This window comes from Kosakonia sp. ML.JS2a, from assembly GCF_025642095.1.
GTDB lineage: Bacteria > Pseudomonadota > Gammaproteobacteria > Enterobacterales > Enterobacteriaceae.
In genome coordinates this window covers 5,140,947-5,157,766 of record NZ_CP106754.1, presented here as the reverse complement: position 1 = coordinate 5,157,766, position 16,820 = coordinate 5,140,947, and the positions used below count along the sequence as shown (strand labels likewise).

Here is a 16,820-nt window from a genome sequence, read left to right as displayed (position 1 = left end):
TTTTATGGCGGTATGTTTATCAGAAGCTGTATTTCACGCCCAGCATACCTTGTGTGTCACTGTAGCCTTTGCTCCCCACCTGCTGAGCAACGTTGCCCCACAGTGTCAGGTTTGGTGTAACCCGGCCTTCCACGCCAGCTTTCAGTTCAGCGATATTATTCGTACCGCTCATGCTGTTGCTCACGTCATCCATTTTCACCCGGGTGGTCTGCGTGTTGTGGATCCAGTTAGCTTCAACAAACGGCTGCAACTGGCGGTCTTTGCCTGCATCAACCGGGTTACGATCGCTGAGGTAGGCTTTCACGCCAAGGCGGGTCATCAGATTGCCGCTGCTTTCGTCTTTCACGCGCGTGCCGTTCTGCTCGCGATGCTCACCTGCTTTAACTCCCATCCAGACCAGCTGGGCTTTGGGTTGGATCCAGAAACTGCGCTGTTCATTTTCGCCGACTTTAAAGCTGTAACCGGCTTCAACCGAAGCGGTGATGCCCTTGGACTTATATTTTTCAGTCGCTTGTTCCTGGCCTGTCACATCGTTATCAAACCAGTTATAGAGTGCCCAGCTATCAACATAGGCACCTGTTTTGTCCGTTTCATTTGCATACCAGGTACCGTACAACCCTACGCTGTAACCGGAGATTTTCCCGCGAGAGTGGTAGCCGGTAAGGTTCGATTTGGTGGTGTTATTACTGTTGGCATAGCCCGCCATTGCACCCACATGCCAGCGGTCAAGACCGTCAGTACTCCACTGCGCCAGATCGCCCCCCAGTTGCATAACATAGCGGTTGCCGCTGGTTTTTAACTGACCACTGCCGTCTTTGAAACGGGTATGACCACCAACATTACGCAGCCACAGACTGGTGACTTTCTTCTCGCCAGTGAGAATATCGGTGTACTGTGTTTCACCCAGGCGATCATGCAGACGAGTCATGAACAGTGTATTTGCCGCATAGTTGTTGGCCAGATAGCTACCGAATTCAGGGCGATACTGATGCTTACCTGCCGGTGTAACCGGGTCAACCGAAGGTGGCACAATAGGGCGCTCGGGTCCAACCGGATCAGGTTCCGGCTCCACATCTTCGATCTTGCTGGTCAGGTACCAGTTATTGGCTTTCTGCACCACGTTATAGTCGTAGCCCCCGGCGACGATACGACCTGCTTTTTCAAAGGTACCGGCGGAGTTACCCTCTACTTCGATAATTTCGATACCTTCAACAGTTTGCGCCCCTGTCCCGCCAATATTATTAATGGCGACAAAGGTGTTACCGGCGGTATTCCCTTTAACAATCATTTTGTCTGTTTCAGAGGTGTCGTCAGCCAGCACGGTATTAAAGGCAAGCGTACCGCCGTTACCTGTGTAATCACCGTTCACCGTCAGCGTCTTCCACAACCCGTCGTTATCATGCAGAACATTCACCACCGCACCTGAATCCAGCGTCAGACTGGTCAGTGTCGAGCTGTCGGTCATATTCCAGACGGCATTGCTCATGGTGAGCCCTGTTGTTGCTGCACCGGTAATATAGGATGCGCCATCCCATAATGAATTGTCTCGCATGGAAAGCAGAATGGCGCTGTTATCGCCGGATGAGGAAATATCGCCATCAATGGTGAATCTTCCGCCGGTTGAAGCATCGATCACCCCACCGCTGACGGTCGACATTGCATAGTTATTGCTGGCTTTGTCTCCGGCCATGGTAATGGTTGCACCGCCGGCCAGATTGATTTTCCCCTTCGACAACGCATGCAAGCCGGAGGATGCGGTGCCGCTGTTGTTATTAACCGTGATTGAAGCGTTATCGCCGAGATTGACGATCGCATTGGTGGTGTACACCCCATAAGCGCCAACACCGTTGGTCGTTATGGACGCGTCTTCAGCTAAAGAGATTATTGAAGAGCCGGCGGCATAAATCGCGTTTGCGCCATCGAGATTGGTGGTGATGTCGGCATTTTTGCCCAATTCAATCTTCGATGAGGATCCTGCGTAGGCGCCATAAGCCAATTTACCGTACGTTTCAATTACTGCATCCTGGCCCAGGCGGATATAAGAACCGCTTTGGTATGCGCGAATACCTTCTGCATAGTTGCCGCGGGTAACGATATGTGCGCGATCGCCAAGGATGATATTGTTTTTCGCCGCGGTGGCGTCCTTGATGGCATAAGCGGTAACGCCGCGCCCGGTGTTACCGGTGGTTTCAATATACGCATCGTTGCCAACGTAGATGTTGGCGGAACCAAGATAACCCTGACTAAAAGAGCTGTAGCCTGCGTTAATTCCGTCGCCGCTGTCTCCGTTAACGTAAATTTTGGTGCGATCGCCCGTTATTACAAATACCGGGTTATCTGGCGTGTTGGTACCGTGTGTACGGATCCCGTCAACATCTTTGCCATTATTTGCCGCAACTTTGGATTGTGTATAAATCGTTAAGTCATCGCCAAATATGACACCAGGGCTGCCCGTCGTCGAGTTCTGAATAACAGTAACGGTATGTTCAAATGCTTCGGCTCCAGGGCCATTCAGCGTAATACCGTTACCATAAATTGGGATGCTGCCAGTGTTCCATTGATATACATAGTTAGGATCGCTGGTGTTTTTACTGAAATTTGTGCTTGCGCCGGATGGAATAAGTGCCTGGATCTCAGATGGTAAATCAGAAACCAGACCTGTTGCAGGCAAGTCATTGAAATTTAAATACGCTGCGTGGACTGGGATGAATATTGATGCCAGAGCCGCAGAAATAGCGATTGCTATCGGCGAATATTTTGTTGAATGTGACATATTTTCCTCCCCGCAGGGAATAAGACACCCACCGCATTTGAATGAATATGTGGGTTTTTAAATTAAATATATAAATTTTGTGGCTGATTCAGGATATAAGCTTTTGAATCGTCTTAAACCTTAACCTCTAAACACAAGATGTATCTACTCACGTCAAACTGTTTATCTCTTCAGTTAATACTTGCTCCTGTTCACGTTATGTGTTTTTCTGAAGCAAATATAAATTCAAATGATGTTATCTTTTAATCAATTAGCCTTATTAAATATTTTTAATTTTTATCTAAGAAATTAATTTTTTAACTCTTTGTATTTGCTGGGTTTGGATGGTTTTCTTAGTTTGTTAAACCTATAGTTGTGGTGAATTATTTTAATTTTTTGCTAAAATTAATCTGCACCGTTTTAGGATAAATTTTTAAACGGTAGCCCTGCCGAGGAAAGGAAAAATTGTATCTCATTAATAATTTAGTGGAGTTTAACCCTGACAGTAAAAGCCTGACGAATCGTTTGACTGGCCGTACTCTTCATTTGCAGTTACCAGCCAGCCTCTGTTTCCTTTATCTAATAACGCATCCTGGAGAAGTGATTTCTCAAAATGATTTGATGAAGGTTGGATGGGGAGACAGAAACGATGTCACTACGCCTAATGCGTTTTATCAGGCAATTCTTACTCTGCGTAACGCGCTGGAGGTGGCCGGTTTGCCTCGTGATGCGGTAAAAACCATTTCGCGACGCGGGCTCACCCTTTCAACCGCTGTAAGTGTTGAAGTGCTTAATACGCCACAAACCGTAGCAATACATACAGTTCCGCAACCGGTCGTGCAAATAAGCGAACCGGTGCCGGTAATCAACGCAAAAAAAAACTATCAACGTTGGCTTATCGCCAGTGTGGTGATACTGAGCCTGCTCAGCGTAATAAATGGCTGGATGCTTTATAACGCCCACTTGCCAATGCCTTTTAAGGATTATCTTTCTCTTAGCGCAGCCCCCTCTTCAGGCCATGACTGTAGAATATTTTACGCTGCGAATGAGCGTACTTCGGAGTACTACGCTAATTTGCTTAATAAAAATCCTGGGTTATGCGCAAGTAACGATTACTTGTTTTTAACGGGTTACAGTCAGGCCGATCGTATTGTGGCGTTTGCCTGCGATAAAGATGCGCGAGTAGATAAGACGGCTTTTTGTTCCTCACATTATTTTTGGACACGTGAGCAATGAAAAAATATCTCAGCATGATGTCACTGTCTGTTGCGCTGTTAGCCGCAGTGATTACCAGCGGCATGCTCTTGTATTCTCACCTCACCCCGCCGCCTTTGCAGTGCGTGGGAACGGCTGAATGGCATATTGGCAACAAACGCTTTGTTGGAACGCTCTCTTTTCGCATGAGTGGTGGTAAAGGTATGGCCGTGATGACCGGTAAGCTCTTTGGTCAGCAGGTTTCGGAGGTTAATCGGAGTATCTATTTCCATTACAGCCAACAACTGCGTTCGCGCGTGTTAAGCAATGACCGGATTGTGAAGACGTTCGCCGATACGGCAGATGAGTCAGATATAAATGATACCTTGCCGGGTTTTTACCGGACGCCGGAAAGATCGCTGAGCCTGATGATTGAGGAATATGAAGGGGCGTACCTTTTTTCTACCTCAAATGTGCCTTCTTTGTACTGCCGAAAAACGTAAAGATGAAGATATGCTGAGTGTCCGATTATGCGCATAGTCAAAGCTGGCCTTTCCCGCTACAGTTAATTCTCCACGGCTGGCAAGGAGAGAGAAATGCTCTATATCTTTGATTTAGGTAATGTGATTGTCGACATTGACTTTAACCGGGTGCTGGGTGCCTGGAGCGATTTCAGCCGCGTACCGCTGGCAACGTTAAAGCAGAGCTTTAGCATGGGTGAGACGTTTCATCAGCATGAGCGCGGAGAGATAAGCGATGAGCATTTCGCCAAAGCGATGTGTGAAGAGATGGCACTTCCTCTGAGTTATGAGCAGTTCTCTACCGGCTGGCAGGCAGTGTTTGTTGCTTTGCGTCCGGAGGTGATTGACATCATGCACAAACTGCGCGCGCAGGGACACCGGGTTGTGGTGCTGTCCAACACTAACCGTCTGCACACCACTTACTGGCCGGAACAATACCCGGAAATTCGCGCTGCGGCGGATCATATCTACCTCTCCCAGGATATGGGAATGCGCAAACCGGAAGCGCGTATTTACCAGCAGGTTTTGGCGCTTGAAGGTTTTTCTGCCGACGATTCCGTCTTTTTTGATGACAATAGCGACAATATTGCCGGTGCTAATCAGCTCGGGATAACCAGTATTCTTGTCACCGGTAAAGCGACGATCCCCGACTATTTTGCGAAGCAGCTATGTTGAGAAATGCCCGGCATAAGGCGAAGCACCATACACGCCCGCTGTGGTCATGGCTGAAGTTGCTCTGGCAGCGCATTGATGAAGACCATATGACGACGCTGGCGGGGAATCTCGCCTATGTCTCCTTGCTCTCGCTGGTGCCTTTTATCGCCGTGGTCTTTGCGCTGTTTGCCGCATTTCCGATGTTTTCTGACGTCAGCCTTCAACTGCGCCACTTTATCTTTGCCAATTTCATTCCCACCACCGGGGATGTGATTCAGAACTATATTGAGCAGTTTGTTGCTAACTCCAGCAAGATGACCGCCGTTGGGGCGTGTGGGCTGGTTATCACTTCACTACTGCTGATGTACTCCATAGACAGCGCGCTGAACGCAATCTGGCGCAGTACGCGTGTGCGCCCGCATGTTTATTCGTTTGCGGTGTACTGGATGATCCTGACGCTTGGGCCGCTACTGGCAGGGGCCAGCCTGGCGATCAGCTCTTATCTGTTATCGCTGCGCTGGGCCAGTGAATTAAACAGCGTAATTGATAATGTGTTGCGCATTTTCCCGCTGGTTTTGTCGTGGCTCTCTTTTTGGCTGCTGTACAGCATTGTGCCGACCACCCGGGTGCCAAATCGTGATGCGATTGTCGGGGCGTTTGTCGCGGCGGTATTGTTTGAACTGGGGAAAAAATGCTTCGCCCTGTACATTGCCATGTTTCCCTCTTACCAGCTTATTTATGGCGTGCTGGCTGTCATTCCCATTTTGTTCCTCTGGGTCTACTGGACCTGGTGTATCGTCTTGCTTGGCGCTGAAATAACTGTCACTCTCGGTGAATACCGAAAACTCAAAAAAGCAGCACAACAAGAAGAAGCAAACCAACCATGATTGCATTAATTCAACGCGTTTCCCGTGCGAGCGTAAGCGTGGCGGGTGAAGTGACGGGTGAAATCGGCCCGGGACTTTTGGTGTTGTTAGGGGTCGAAAAGGAAGACGATGAACAAAAAGCGAATCGCCTGTGCGAGCGTGTGCTGGGGTATCGCATTTTTGGCGACGCGGAAGGGAAGATGAATCTCAATGTCCAGCAGGCCGGTGGGAGCGTGCTGGTGGTGTCGCAATTCACGCTGGCGGCAGACACGGAACGCGGAATGCGTCCGGGATTTTCCCGAGGCGCAGCACCGGAAAAAGCGCAGGCGCTTTACGACTATTTTGTTGAACGTTGCCGCAGCCAGCAGATGGTAACGCAAACGGGACGATTTGCTGCGGACATGCAGGTCTCACTGGTCAATGACGGCCCCGTAACATTCTGGTTGCAAGTATGAGCCAGCTTGCGGCGTGGCCCCGGGAAACAAGAGAGAATACAGCTATGTATCACCTTCGCGTACCGCAAACAGAAGAAGAGTTAGAGACTTATTACCACTTTCGCTGGGAAATGCTGCGCAAGCCGCTGCACCAGCCGAAAGGTTCTGAGCGTGATGCCTGGGATGCAATGGCGCATCACCAGATGGTTGTCGATGAAGAAGGCAATCTTGTGGCGGTAGGGCGGCTGTATATCAATGCGGATAATGAAGGTTCGATTCGCTTTATGGCGGTGCACCCGTCCGTGCAGGACAAAGGCCTGGGCACGCTGATGGCGATGACGCTGGAGTCGGTTGCCCGTCAGGAAGGAGTGAAGCGTGTAACCTGTAGCGCCCGAGAAGATGCGGTGGCGTTTTTCGCCAAGCTGGGGTTTGTTAATGAAGGTGAAATCACCGCGCCGCAAACCACGCCGGTCCGCCATTTCCTGATGATCAAACCCGTCGCCACCCTGGATGATATTCTGCATCGCGGCGACTGGTGTGGACAGTTGCAACAAGCCTGGTATGAGCATATCCCGCTGAGCGAAAAGATGGGTGTGCGTATTCAGCAGTACACCGGGCAGAAATTTATCACCACCATGCCGGAAATCGGTAACCAGAACCCGCATCACACGCTGTTTGCCGGCAGTTTGTTCTCACTGGCGACACTCACCGGCTGGGGGCTTATCTGGTTGATGCTGCGTGAACGCCACCTTGGCGGTACCATTATTCTTGCCGATGCGCACATTCGTTACAGTACGCCGATAACCGGCAAACCCAGTGCGATTGCCGATCTTGGCTCGTTAAGCGGCGATCTCGACAGGCTGGCGCGTGGCCGTAAAGCGCGTGTGCAGTTGCAGGTCGAACTGTTTGGCGACGACAAACACGGGGCGATTTTCGAAGGCATTTACATTGTGCTGCCTGCCAAACCTTTCGGCTCGTATATTGAAGGCGGCAACGAAGAAGAGTAAGCGCCTATTGCGCCTGTTAACACAGGCGCATTGCCTTTGTGCCGCATCACCCGGCAAAGAAAAACCACGCAGTTTTAATGTATCCATCCTGCACTTCATAGACCGCCATGTTTTCAATCACAGCATCGCCCATGCCGTAGATTTTTTCGTGATCGAACACCTTATTGCCCATCACGGTGCGTGACAGTAGCTCAGCCCGTAAGGCCGGATTGTTGAACCGATGCTGTGCGTAAAAGTGGCGCAAGGCTTCACGGCTTTGCAAAGCGGGTTCGTCTGCTGGCATACGCCAGGCGGTAAAATCTTCACTAAAGCATGCGGCGAATGCGTCAATATCGTGCGCATTGTAAGCGGCGAACTGTTTTTCTACCGGAATGACGACAGACATCTGCTTTCCTTGTGTTGTGTAGTTATGCCCGGGCGACGCGGGCGGCAACGTCTCTGATGACATCTTTTGCTGCCTGGCTGATGCCCGCCAGTTGGAAGAAACCGTGAATCACCCCCTGGTAGCGTGACCCAGTGCAGGTGACACCCTGTTCCGTCATATGTTTATAAAGCGCCTCGCCTTCATCACACAACGGATCAAATTCGGCGGTGATGATATGTACCGGCGGCAGGCCATTAAAATCGTCGCGCCACAAAGGGCTGACATCCGCCTGCAAGCGGTCGGCGTCGCCAAGATACATGTCATAACCTGAGAGTAAGGCATCGCGGGTTATCACGTAATCAATGCCATTAAAGGCATAGCTATCGAAGTAGGCGGTCGCGTCCAGCATCGGATAGATAAGGATTAACTGTGCGGGCTGCCAGTTGCCCGCCGCCTTTAACCGCAAGGCCGTCACCAGCGCCAAATGCCCGCCTGCGCTGTCACCCGCAAGGGTGATTTTTTCCCGGTTAATATTCAGTGCTTCGGCATTTTTCCATACAACGTTAGCGCCTTTTTGCGCGTCATCGTGTGCTGTAGGCCAGGGGTGTTCCGGGGCGAGGCGATACTGAACGGCAATGACCCGACAGCCGCTGTAGTAAGCCAGTTGGCGAAGCTGATTATCGTGGGTGGCGAAACCGCCGCTAATAAAACAGCCGCCGTGGTAGTAAATCAGTGCTGGCAGCGCTTCGCTGGCATCCAGCGGAGAAAAGATGCGCAGCGTTATGCCATCCAGCGTCGTATCTGCGACCTGCACGCGGGTTTCCGTCTCTCCCGCAAGTACCGTGCTGGCGATATAGCCTGCGCGTCGTTCATCAATACTCTTTGCCCGCGCTGACGGGCGACCGGCGGCGATAAAGTCGCTCACCAAACCGGCGATCCCCTTTTCCAGTGCCATTCCGATAACCTTATATCTGTATAAATATCCAGTTTTATAGCCTGGTTTTAGCGAAATGGGAATGGACGATGTTTAACAATCAGTGCCAACGGCAACGGGAAGCGAAACAGAGGAGGAGGGTGAAGAGCAGGCAACCCTTGCCCGGATGAGGCAAGGGTTATGCAGTTTTATTCCCCTTCGCCAGGGAATAAGAACGGGTTGATGGAACTGCGGGCAAAGCCTTCCTGCTCCATGCGTGCGTCGAGCACCAGCGAGGCCAGGTCATCTGCGACCGGCTCTACGTTTGGATCTTTTTCCTGATAGAGGATTTTCAGGTAGGTGCCGCAGTCGCCACAGCTTTCAGCTTTGATTGCTGCCTGCTCGTTATCCAGCGACCAGTAGTGTAAGTCGCGAGTCTGCTCGCAGTTGCTGCATTTTACGCGCACCACATGCCATTCGGTCTCACACAGGTTGCAGTGCAGGTAACGCAGGCCCTGAGTCGTGCCAATGTGCACAACGCTGGAGACTGGAATCGAACCGCACACCGGGCAGAACTGGCGCTGTTCGCCATATTCAGCACGGGCTTTACCCGGGATCAGCGTAGCCATTTGCGACCAGTAGAGCGACAACGCCGCCCAGATAAAGGGCGCTTTATCGCTACTCACTGAGGCGAAGTCGGCGGCAAACAGTGCACTGGCCATCGCTTCCAGTTCTTGCGCAGAGGCTTTTTCCAGATTCTCGATCACGGCCAGCGCAGGGCCGCTCATTTCGGGTTTGAGCTCTGCAATCAGTGAATGCAGCAGCTTGTGCCAGTGCGCGTCGCGCGGCAGCACGTGAATGTCCAGCGGCGGCTTACCCTGTTCGGCGGCTTCTTTGATGCGCGCCGTCAGGTCCATCTGCAAAGGATGGTCGTACAGCACCACTTCCTGAGCATGGGCGATCAGCGCGGCAAAGCGCAGGTAATCACCCAGCGGGTTACTCTCTGCCAACTCACGCAGACGCTCTGCGCGGCGGTTATAGAGATTTTTCAGTCTGGGGAATAATAACGGCGGAATCACTTCCGCCGTGCGTTTATCGCTCTTCTCCAGCGCATCTTGCGGGATTATGCGAATACTCATTCAGTTGATTTTTCCGTTGTCTTGCGAACTTCCCGGTACCAGCGCGGGTGATGTTTCTTCGCCCATGAGCTGGTAACCCAGCCTTCCACCATTGCGGTTATGGTGCCTTTTACCCACAATGCGGCGTAAATATGCACCATAATAACCACAATTAGCGCGACTGCGGCAAATGAATGCACCATCAGGGCAATTCGTATCACCGGAATCGGGAACGCTGGCGCGAAGTAAGGGCGCCAGATAACCACGCCGCTTACCAGCAGCAACACCAGGAAAATAATTGCCGCCCAGAACACACACTTCTGGCCGAAATTATAGCGCCCGGTGTCACCCACTTCCTCATTGACGACAATCTTACGAATATTCTTCGCCCAAAAGATATCATCCCTATTGATGAGGTTATGGTGCCAGTAGCGGAAAAACATGATTATAAACGATGCGAACATCACCACACCGACGAACGGATGGAGAATGCGCGCCAGCTGCGGCGTACCGAGAATGCCCATCAACCAGTTGAAGGAGGGGAAGAAAAATCCCAGCCCGCTCACCGCCGCCAGCACGAAACAGAAGGCGGTGACCCAATGGTTGATGCGCTCAGGCGCCGTGTAGCGCACGATGGTGTCACGTTTTTTCATTTGCGCACCTCGTCTTTCTCTTCATGCAGGTTGTCATCTTCCTCGTCTGCACGGTTCGGACCGACACCGACATAGTGGAAGATGCTGGCTGCGAAGGTCGCCGCAAAGCCGACCGCCGCAAGAGGTTTCCAGATCCCTTTCCAGAATTTAACCGTAGCGCTGATTTGCGGGTTCTCCGGCAAACCGTGGTACAGATTCGGTTTGTCGGCATGATGCAGCACGTACATAACATGTGTACCGCCGACGCCCGCCGGATCGTACAAGCCTGCGTTATCGTAACCACGGGTTTTCAGTTCCGCTACGCGTTCGCCCGCCAGTGTTTTCATATCTTCTTTGGAGCCAAAGTGGATAGCGCCGGTCGGGCAGGTTTTCACGCACGCCGGCTCCTGGCCTACGGTGACACGGTCAACGCACAACGTACATTTGTAGACGCGATTGTCTTCCGGGTTTAAACGCGGTACATCGAACGGGCAACCGGCGATGCAGTAACCGCAGCCAATGCACTGCTCAGACTGGAAGTCGACGATACCATTGGCATACTGAATGATAGCCCCTTCCGACGGACATGCCTTCAGACAGCCCGGATCGGCGCAGTGCATGCAGCCATCTTTGCGGATCAACCATTCCAGTTTGTCGTTCTGCTCCACTTCCGAGAAGCGCATCACGGTCCAGGATTTAGCGGTCAGATCCGCCGGGTTGTCATACACCCCGACGTTATGCCCCACTTCATCACGAATGTCGTTCCACTCAGAACAGGCCACCTGGCAGGCTTTACAGCCGATACAGGTGGTGACGTCGATAAGCTTCGCCACCTCCTGCTGGTGATCCCGCGCCTGTGGCGCGGGGGTGAAACCGTTAGTCGCGGAACGACGGATGATGTCTTGCGATTGATAAGCCATAAGTCGTCTCCGTTACACCTTTTCCACATTCACCAGGAACGCCTTAAATTCCGGCGTTTGGGTGTTCGCATCACCAACAAATGGCGTCAACGTGTTGGCTATAAAGCCTTTCTTCGCCACACCCTCATAACCCCAGTGGATTGGAATACCGATGGTATCGACATCCTGTCCGTTCACTTTCAGCGTGCGGATACGTTTGGTCACCACCGCCTTGGCTTTGATGTAGCCGCGGTTGGAGGAGACTTTCACGGTATCGCCCTGCACGATGCCCAGTTTGCCTGCCAGTTTTTCGCCGATTTCCACAAACTGCTCCGGCTGCGCGATAGCGTTCAGCAGCGCGTGCTTAGTCCAGTAGTGGAAATGCTCGGTCAGACGATAAGTGGTGCCAACATATGGGAACTTATCGGCTTTACCCATTGCTGCCATGTCGTCTTTGAAGACGCGGGCGGCCGGGTTAGACACCACATTCGGGTGCAGCGGGTTTGTGCCCAGCGGCGTTTCAAACGGTTCGTAGTGTTCCGGGAATGGCCCTTCCGCCATCTTATCGATAGCAAACAGGCGGCCCATCCCTTCCGGCTGCATGATAAACGGCCCGACGTCACTGCCCGGTGCGGCGGTGCTGTAGTCCGGAATATCCACGCCGCCCCATTTCGCGCCGTCCCACTTCAGCAACTGACGTTTCGGATCCCAGGGTTTACCCTGCGGGTCCGCGGAAGCACGGTTATACAGAATGCGGCGGTTAAGCGGCCACGCCCATGCCCAGCCCAGCGTATTGCCAAGCCCGGATGGATCCGCGTTATCGCGACGCGCCATCTGGTTGCCGTCCGGTGTCCAGCTACCGGCGAAGATCCAACAGCCGCTGGAGGTGGTGCCGTCATCACGCAATTGCGCGAAGGAGCTAAGCTGCTGGCCTTTTTTCACAATCACTGCGCCGGTTGCCGGATCGGTGATGTCCGCCAGTGCTTTGCCATTGCTCTCCATCGCCACTTCTTCCGAAGCCGGTTCATGTGGGGTGGAGTAGTTCCAGGTCATACTCAGCACCTGTTCCGGGCATGCGCCGCCCTCTTCGGCATACATCTTGCGCAAGCGCGTGAAGATGCCTGCGAGGATCTCGCCGTCGGTCACAGATTCGCCCGGGCCATCCGCGCCTTTCCAGTGCCATTGCAGCCAGCGTCCGGAGTTGACGATAGAACCGTTTTCTTCGGCAAAGCAGGTGGACGGCAGGCGGAACACTTCGGTCTGGATTTTCGACGGATCGACATCGTTAGACTCGCCGTGGTTTTGCCAGAACGTTGAGGTTTCGGTATTCAGCGGATCGATAGTGACAAGGAACTTCAGTTTCGACAGCGCTGCTACGACCTTATTCTTGTTCGGGAACGACGCCACCGGGTTAAAGCCCTGACAGAGATAGCCGTTAACCTGGCCTTTGTACATCATGTCGAAGTACTGCAGAACGTCGTAGCCTTTGTCCCACTTCGGTAACCAGTCAAAGCCCCAGCTATTCTCCGCTGTCGCTTTGTCGCCAAAGAAGGCTTTCATCATCGAGACGAAGAATTTCGGGTAGTTACCCCAGTAGTTCACCTGGCCTTCCAGCAACGGTTTTGGCGTGTTGGCGGCAAGGTAAGTCTGGAGGGTGGTCTGTTTTTCGTTGGGTAGCGTCATATAGCCGGGCAGGCTTTGCGACAGCAGACCAAGATCCGTCAGCCCCTGAATATTGGAGTGGCCGCGCAAGGCATTGACGCCGCCGCCCGCCATCCCCATGTTGCCCAGCAGTAGCTGGATCATTGCCATGGTGCGGATGTTCTGCGCGCCAATGGAGTGCTGCGTCCAGCCCAATGCATACAGGAACGAGGCGGTTTTATCGTGCACGCTGGTTTCGGCGATGTATTCGCACACCTTCAGGAAGTCCGCTTTTGGCGTCCCACAGATGTTTTCAACCACCTCCGGCGTGTAGCGGGAAACGTGCTGTTTCAGCAGATTCCACACGCAGCGTGGATGGGTGAGGGTGGTATCGCGTTTGGCGAAGCCTTTCTCATCCAGCTCGTAGTTCCAGCTGGTTTTGTCGTATTTGCGTTTATCCGCGTCGTAGCCGGTGAACAGGCCATCCTCGAAGCCAAAATCTTCACGCACGATCAGGCTGGCGTTGGTGTAGGCCTCGGTGTATTCGCGGTTGTATTTTTCGTTGGTCATCAGGTACAGCAACACGCCTGACAGGAAGGCAATGTCAGTACCGGAACGAATCGGTGTATAAAAATCCGCTACAGAAGCGGTACGCGTAAAGCGCGGATCGATAACAATCAGCTTCGCGCCATTATGGATCTTGGCTTCCATCGCCCAGCGGAATCCCACCGGATGCGCTTCTGCCGCGTTCCCACCCATCACAATGATAAGGTTGGCGTTTTTCATGTCGACCCAGTGGTTGGTCATCGCACCGCGACCAAATGTAGGAGCAAGACTTGCTACCGTAGGTCCGTGTCAGACACGCGCCTGGTTGTCGACGGCTAACATGCCGAGTGCGCGGGTAAATTTTTGCGTTAAATAACCGGTTTCATTACTGGAAGCGGATGCACACAGCATCCCGGTGCTCAGCCAGCGGTTAACGGTGGTGCCTTCGGCATTTTTCGCGATGTAGTTGGTGTCGCGATCGGCCTTAATCAATTTGGCGATGCGATCAAAAGCATCATCCCAGGTAATCCGCTGCCATTTATCGGAGCCTGGCGCACGGTATTCGGGATATTTCAGGCGGCTTTCCGAGTGGATGAAATCCACCAGACCTGCACCTTTCGGGCAGAGCGCGCCACGGTTAACCGGATGATCGGGGTCGCCCTCGATATGGAAGATGGATGATTTGGCGTTTTTTGCACCGTCGCCGAGGCTGTACATCAACAGCCCACAGCCAACGGAACAGTATGTACAGGTATTACGGGTTTCACGGGTGCGCAGCAGTTTATATTGCCGCGTTTCCGCCAGTGCAACGCCTGGGGCAAAGCCCAGCGCCGCTGCCGTCGTTCCTGCCATACCGCCAGCACAGATCTTAAAGAACTGCCTTCTGCTGACCTGCATGGTTTGCTCCTGGTTTCGACATTACTCTTATCGTTTTTACTTTGCGGTAGAAGGCGCAAAGGTTCAGAATTGCTGTTATTCCCTCTTTTTTCGAGGGATATGCAGTTGAGGATACCACAATGTTGGTACGCTTGTTCGGTGGCGGTTAATACAAAGTGAACGAATTGCGCGAAGAAAAGCACAAAAATGCAACATCAGTCACAGGCGCACGTCAGGTGTCTCTGTGGAAACGTGATGACTTGCAACATGCAACGCCCGATATGCTGGCGGAAGAGGTTCCCGTTGCGCTGGTTTACAACGGGATTTCTCACGTGGTGATGATGGCATCGCCAAAAGACCTCGAGTGCTTTGCCCTGGGTTTCTCCTTATCCGAAGGGATTATTGAAAACCACACGGAAATCTACGGCATGGATGTGGTCCCTTCCTGTAATGGACTCGAAGTGCAGATAGAACTCTCCAGCCGCCGTTTTATGGGGCTGAAAGAGCGTCGTCGCGCGCTGGCCGGGCGGACCGGTTGCGGCGTCTGCGGCGTTGAGCAGCTTAATGATATCGGTAAGCCCATTGCTCCCCTTCCGTTCACTCAGACCTTCGATTTAGCCGCTCTTGACGCCGGACTGGCGCATTTAACCGACTTTCAGCCCGTTGGCCAGCTAACAGGCTGCACCCATGCGGCCGCGTGGATGCTACCGTCCGGTGAGTTAATGGGCGGGCATGAAGATGTCGGGCGTCATGTGGCGCTGGATAAGCTGCTGGGCCACCGCGCCCGTGAGGGTGAGCGCTGGTCGTCAGGTGCGGTGCTGGTTTCCAGCCGCGCCAGTTATGAAATGGTGCAAAAGTCCGCCATGTGCGGCGTTGAGATCCTGTTTGCGGTGTCTGCGGCGACCACGCTGGCAGTGGAAGTGGCGCAACGCTGCAATCTGACGCTGGTGGGTTTTTGCAAGCCAGGCAGGGCGACGGTCTACACTCATCCGCAGCGACTGATGGGTTTATAAAACAGTCAAAAATTTTGAAGGATGACAGCAAATCCTTCCGCTTTTTGTTGAGTGAGAACAGGTCTAGTATTTATTCCATCGAGGCACGGTGCCTCACTCAAACAAACTAACGTAAGGGTTTATATCATGAAAAGCATCAAAACTTTTGTTGCAGTTATCGCTCTGGCTACGTCTTTCGGTTCTTTCGCTGCACAGACTGTCTCCGCGACGGATACCACTCTGTCTGGCGCAGAAGCGAAAATCGCTGCTCAGGCTCAGCAGGCGGGCGCATCTTCTTACCAGATCACCGAAGCGTATAACGGCAACCAGGTACATATGACTGCCGAACTGACCAAATAAGTCCTGCATTACTGTCGAAAGAGCGCCTGCGGGCGCTTTTTTTTGCCTTAATGGATGCCTGCAAGGCGCAGTAATGCGGTTACCACTGCGGCAGAAACGATCACCACAATCAACGGCATCTTCCGCCAGGCAAGAAATACCGCAAATAATACCCCCAGCAGACGGGCCATCCCGGCGAAATGTTCACCTTCATATAACGTCGCTGCCAGCGCTACGGCGAACAGTAGTGTGGTGGCAGCATCGGAAAGCAGCGCTTGCGAGTGTTCGGAAAGCGCCAGCCTGTTGCCAAGCTTTGTCCCTCCCAGGCGCATCAGGTAGGTTCCCACGGAAAGAATAACGATACCGCCGATGATCAGCGAAACACTGGCCATTATTTTTTCCTCGTCAGTAAGCCCAGTAAGGAGAGCAGAACCGGTAATCCTACTGGCGTAAAGGGGACTGCCGCCAGTGACACCACCGCACCGCTGGTGGCGCGAATAAGCGTGGTTCTCTTTTTCAGTGCCGGTAGCACCAGCGCCAGCAAAATAGCCGGAAAGACGGCGTCGAGGCCGATGGTCTCTGGTGTGGGGAGCAGCTTACCGACAGCTGCGCCGACCATCACCCCCCCTGGCCACAACAGGGCAACGCCCAGTCCACAAAGCCAGTAGGCCGCTTTACGCTGTTCCGGCGTTTTTTGCGACAAACCGAACACCACACTTTCGTCATTCATAATGTGGCAACCGAGGAAACCCACCGTGCCTTTGCCGACCAACTCACGTACCGTCACCCCGAAAGGTATATGGCGGGCGTTGACAAGCAGACCGGCAACAGCGGCCGCCAGGGGATTACCACCACTGGCGACAATGCCAATAAACATAAATTCGGATGCGCCAGCCAGCACCGACATCGAGAGCGCAAGGGGAACCCAGAGCGGAAAACCATAAGCCATGGCCAGTGAACCGTAAGAGACGGCGACCACGCCAACCGCCAGGCAGACGAGAATGATGGCCTTAATGGTATCGTCGCTGAGGTTTGAAATGTGTTTTTTGAACATAGATGATAACCATATCGA

General features: G+C 52.8%; 17 protein-coding genes. 8 read left to right on the top strand and 9 right to left on the bottom strand.

The genetic code is table 11. The annotated features are described in order from the left end of the window. Positions 1-19 precede the first annotated feature (19 nt). Positions 20-2,773 (bottom strand): autotransporter outer membrane beta-barrel domain-containing protein, encoded by a 2,754-nt coding sequence (locus N7922_RS24325; RefSeq protein WP_263098634.1) that lies wholly within the window; start codon positions 2,771-2,773, stop codon positions 20-22. 444 nt (positions 2,774-3,217) lie between these two features. Between N7922_RS24325 and N7922_RS24320 the strand changes: the two genes are divergently transcribed. From N7922_RS24320 to fabY, 6 genes are all read left to right on the top strand, one after another. Beyond that, positions 3,218-3,988, top strand: a complete 771-nt coding sequence (locus N7922_RS24320; protein WP_263098633.1) for a transcriptional regulator — start codon at positions 3,218-3,220, stop codon at positions 3,986-3,988. Beyond that, positions 3,985-4,449 carry a hypothetical protein gene (locus tag N7922_RS24315; RefSeq protein ID WP_263098632.1) on the top strand — a complete coding sequence of 155 codons (465 nt, stop codon included), beginning with the start codon at positions 3,985-3,987 and terminating at the stop codon, positions 4,447-4,449. Before N7922_RS24320 ends, N7922_RS24315 begins: the two co-directional genes overlap by 4 nt. A gap of 93 nt (positions 4,450-4,542) precedes the next feature. After that, entirely contained in the window at positions 4,543-5,142 is a 600-nt protein-coding gene (gene yihX, locus N7922_RS24310) for a glucose-1-phosphatase (protein WP_263098631.1), read from the top strand. Next, positions 5,136-6,008 (top strand): virulence factor BrkB family protein, encoded by an 873-nt coding sequence (locus N7922_RS24305; RefSeq protein ID WP_061499493.1) that lies wholly within the window; start codon positions 5,136-5,138, stop codon positions 6,006-6,008. Before yihX ends, N7922_RS24305 begins: the two co-directional genes overlap by 7 nt. Continuing rightward, the gene (gene dtd, locus N7922_RS24300) at positions 6,005-6,442 is read left to right on the top strand and encodes a D-aminoacyl-tRNA deacylase (protein WP_263098630.1); all 438 of its coding nucleotides are present in this window, start codon (positions 6,005-6,007) and stop codon (positions 6,440-6,442) included. The genes N7922_RS24305 and dtd overlap by 4 nt, the downstream gene beginning before the upstream one ends. 44 nt (positions 6,443-6,486) lie before the next feature. Further along, the gene (fabY, locus tag N7922_RS24295) at positions 6,487-7,428 is read left to right on the top strand and encodes a fatty acid biosynthesis protein FabY (protein ID WP_263098629.1); all 942 of its coding nucleotides are present in this window, start codon (positions 6,487-6,489) and stop codon (positions 7,426-7,428) included. Positions 7,429-7,474: 46 nt separating this feature from the next. Here fabY and N7922_RS24290 read toward each other — a convergent pair whose 3' ends face one another. The 6 genes from N7922_RS24290 to fdnG all read right to left on the bottom strand — a co-directional run bounded on the left by N7922_RS24290 (position 7,475) and on the right by fdnG (position 14,438). Then, entirely contained in the window at positions 7,475-7,813 is a 339-nt protein-coding gene (locus N7922_RS24290) for a nuclear transport factor 2 family protein (RefSeq protein WP_263098628.1), read from the bottom strand. Between the two features lie 22 nt (positions 7,814-7,835). Then, complete coding sequence (locus N7922_RS24285) at positions 7,836-8,747, bottom strand: alpha/beta hydrolase (protein ID WP_263098627.1); 912 nt, start codon at positions 8,745-8,747, stop codon at positions 7,836-7,838. A 167-nt stretch (positions 8,748-8,914) separates the two neighbouring features. Next, on the bottom strand, positions 8,915-9,844 hold the full coding sequence (gene fdhE, locus N7922_RS24280; protein ID WP_263098626.1) for a formate dehydrogenase accessory protein FdhE: 930 nt from the start codon (positions 9,842-9,844) through the stop codon (positions 8,915-8,917). Further along, positions 9,841-10,476: a formate dehydrogenase cytochrome b556 subunit gene (gene fdoI, locus N7922_RS24275; protein ID WP_061499470.1), complete on the bottom strand. Its 636-nt coding sequence runs from the start codon at positions 10,474-10,476 to the stop codon at positions 9,841-9,843. The genes fdhE and fdoI overlap by 4 nt, the downstream gene beginning before the upstream one ends. Then, a complete protein-coding gene (gene fdxH, locus N7922_RS24270; RefSeq protein WP_263098625.1) occupies positions 10,473-11,375 on the bottom strand; it encodes a formate dehydrogenase subunit beta in 903 nt (300 codons plus the stop codon). Before fdxH ends, fdoI begins: the two co-directional genes overlap by 4 nt. A 12-nt stretch (positions 11,376-11,387) precedes the next feature. Then, positions 11,388-14,438 carry a formate dehydrogenase-N subunit alpha gene (gene fdnG / locus N7922_RS24265; protein WP_263098624.1) on the bottom strand — a complete coding sequence of 1,017 codons (3,051 nt, stop codon included), beginning with the start codon at positions 14,436-14,438 and terminating at the stop codon, positions 11,388-11,390. A 155-nt stretch (positions 14,439-14,593) separates the two neighbouring features. Here fdnG and fdhD point away from each other — a divergent pair, with 155 nt between their 5' ends. Both fdhD and N7922_RS24255 read left to right on the top strand, forming a co-directional pair. Continuing rightward, the gene (gene fdhD, locus N7922_RS24260; protein WP_263098623.1) at positions 14,594-15,430 is read left to right on the top strand and encodes a formate dehydrogenase accessory sulfurtransferase FdhD; all 837 of its coding nucleotides are present in this window, start codon (positions 14,594-14,596) and stop codon (positions 15,428-15,430) included. A gap of 126 nt (positions 15,431-15,556) precedes the next feature. Further along, positions 15,557-15,769 (top strand): YdgH/BhsA/McbA-like domain containing protein, encoded by a 213-nt coding sequence (locus N7922_RS24255; RefSeq protein WP_263098622.1) that lies wholly within the window; start codon positions 15,557-15,559, stop codon positions 15,767-15,769. Between the two features lie 47 nt (positions 15,770-15,816). Here N7922_RS24255 and N7922_RS24250 read toward each other — a convergent pair whose 3' ends face one another. Further along, positions 15,817-16,140 (bottom strand): AzlD domain-containing protein, encoded by a 324-nt coding sequence (locus tag N7922_RS24250; RefSeq protein WP_263098621.1) that lies wholly within the window; start codon positions 16,138-16,140, stop codon positions 15,817-15,819. Then, a complete protein-coding gene (locus N7922_RS24245) occupies positions 16,140-16,802 on the bottom strand; it encodes an AzlC family ABC transporter permease (RefSeq protein ID WP_263098620.1) in 663 nt (220 codons plus the stop codon). Before N7922_RS24245 ends, N7922_RS24250 begins: the two co-directional genes overlap by 1 nt. Positions 16,803-16,820 lie beyond the last annotated feature (18 nt).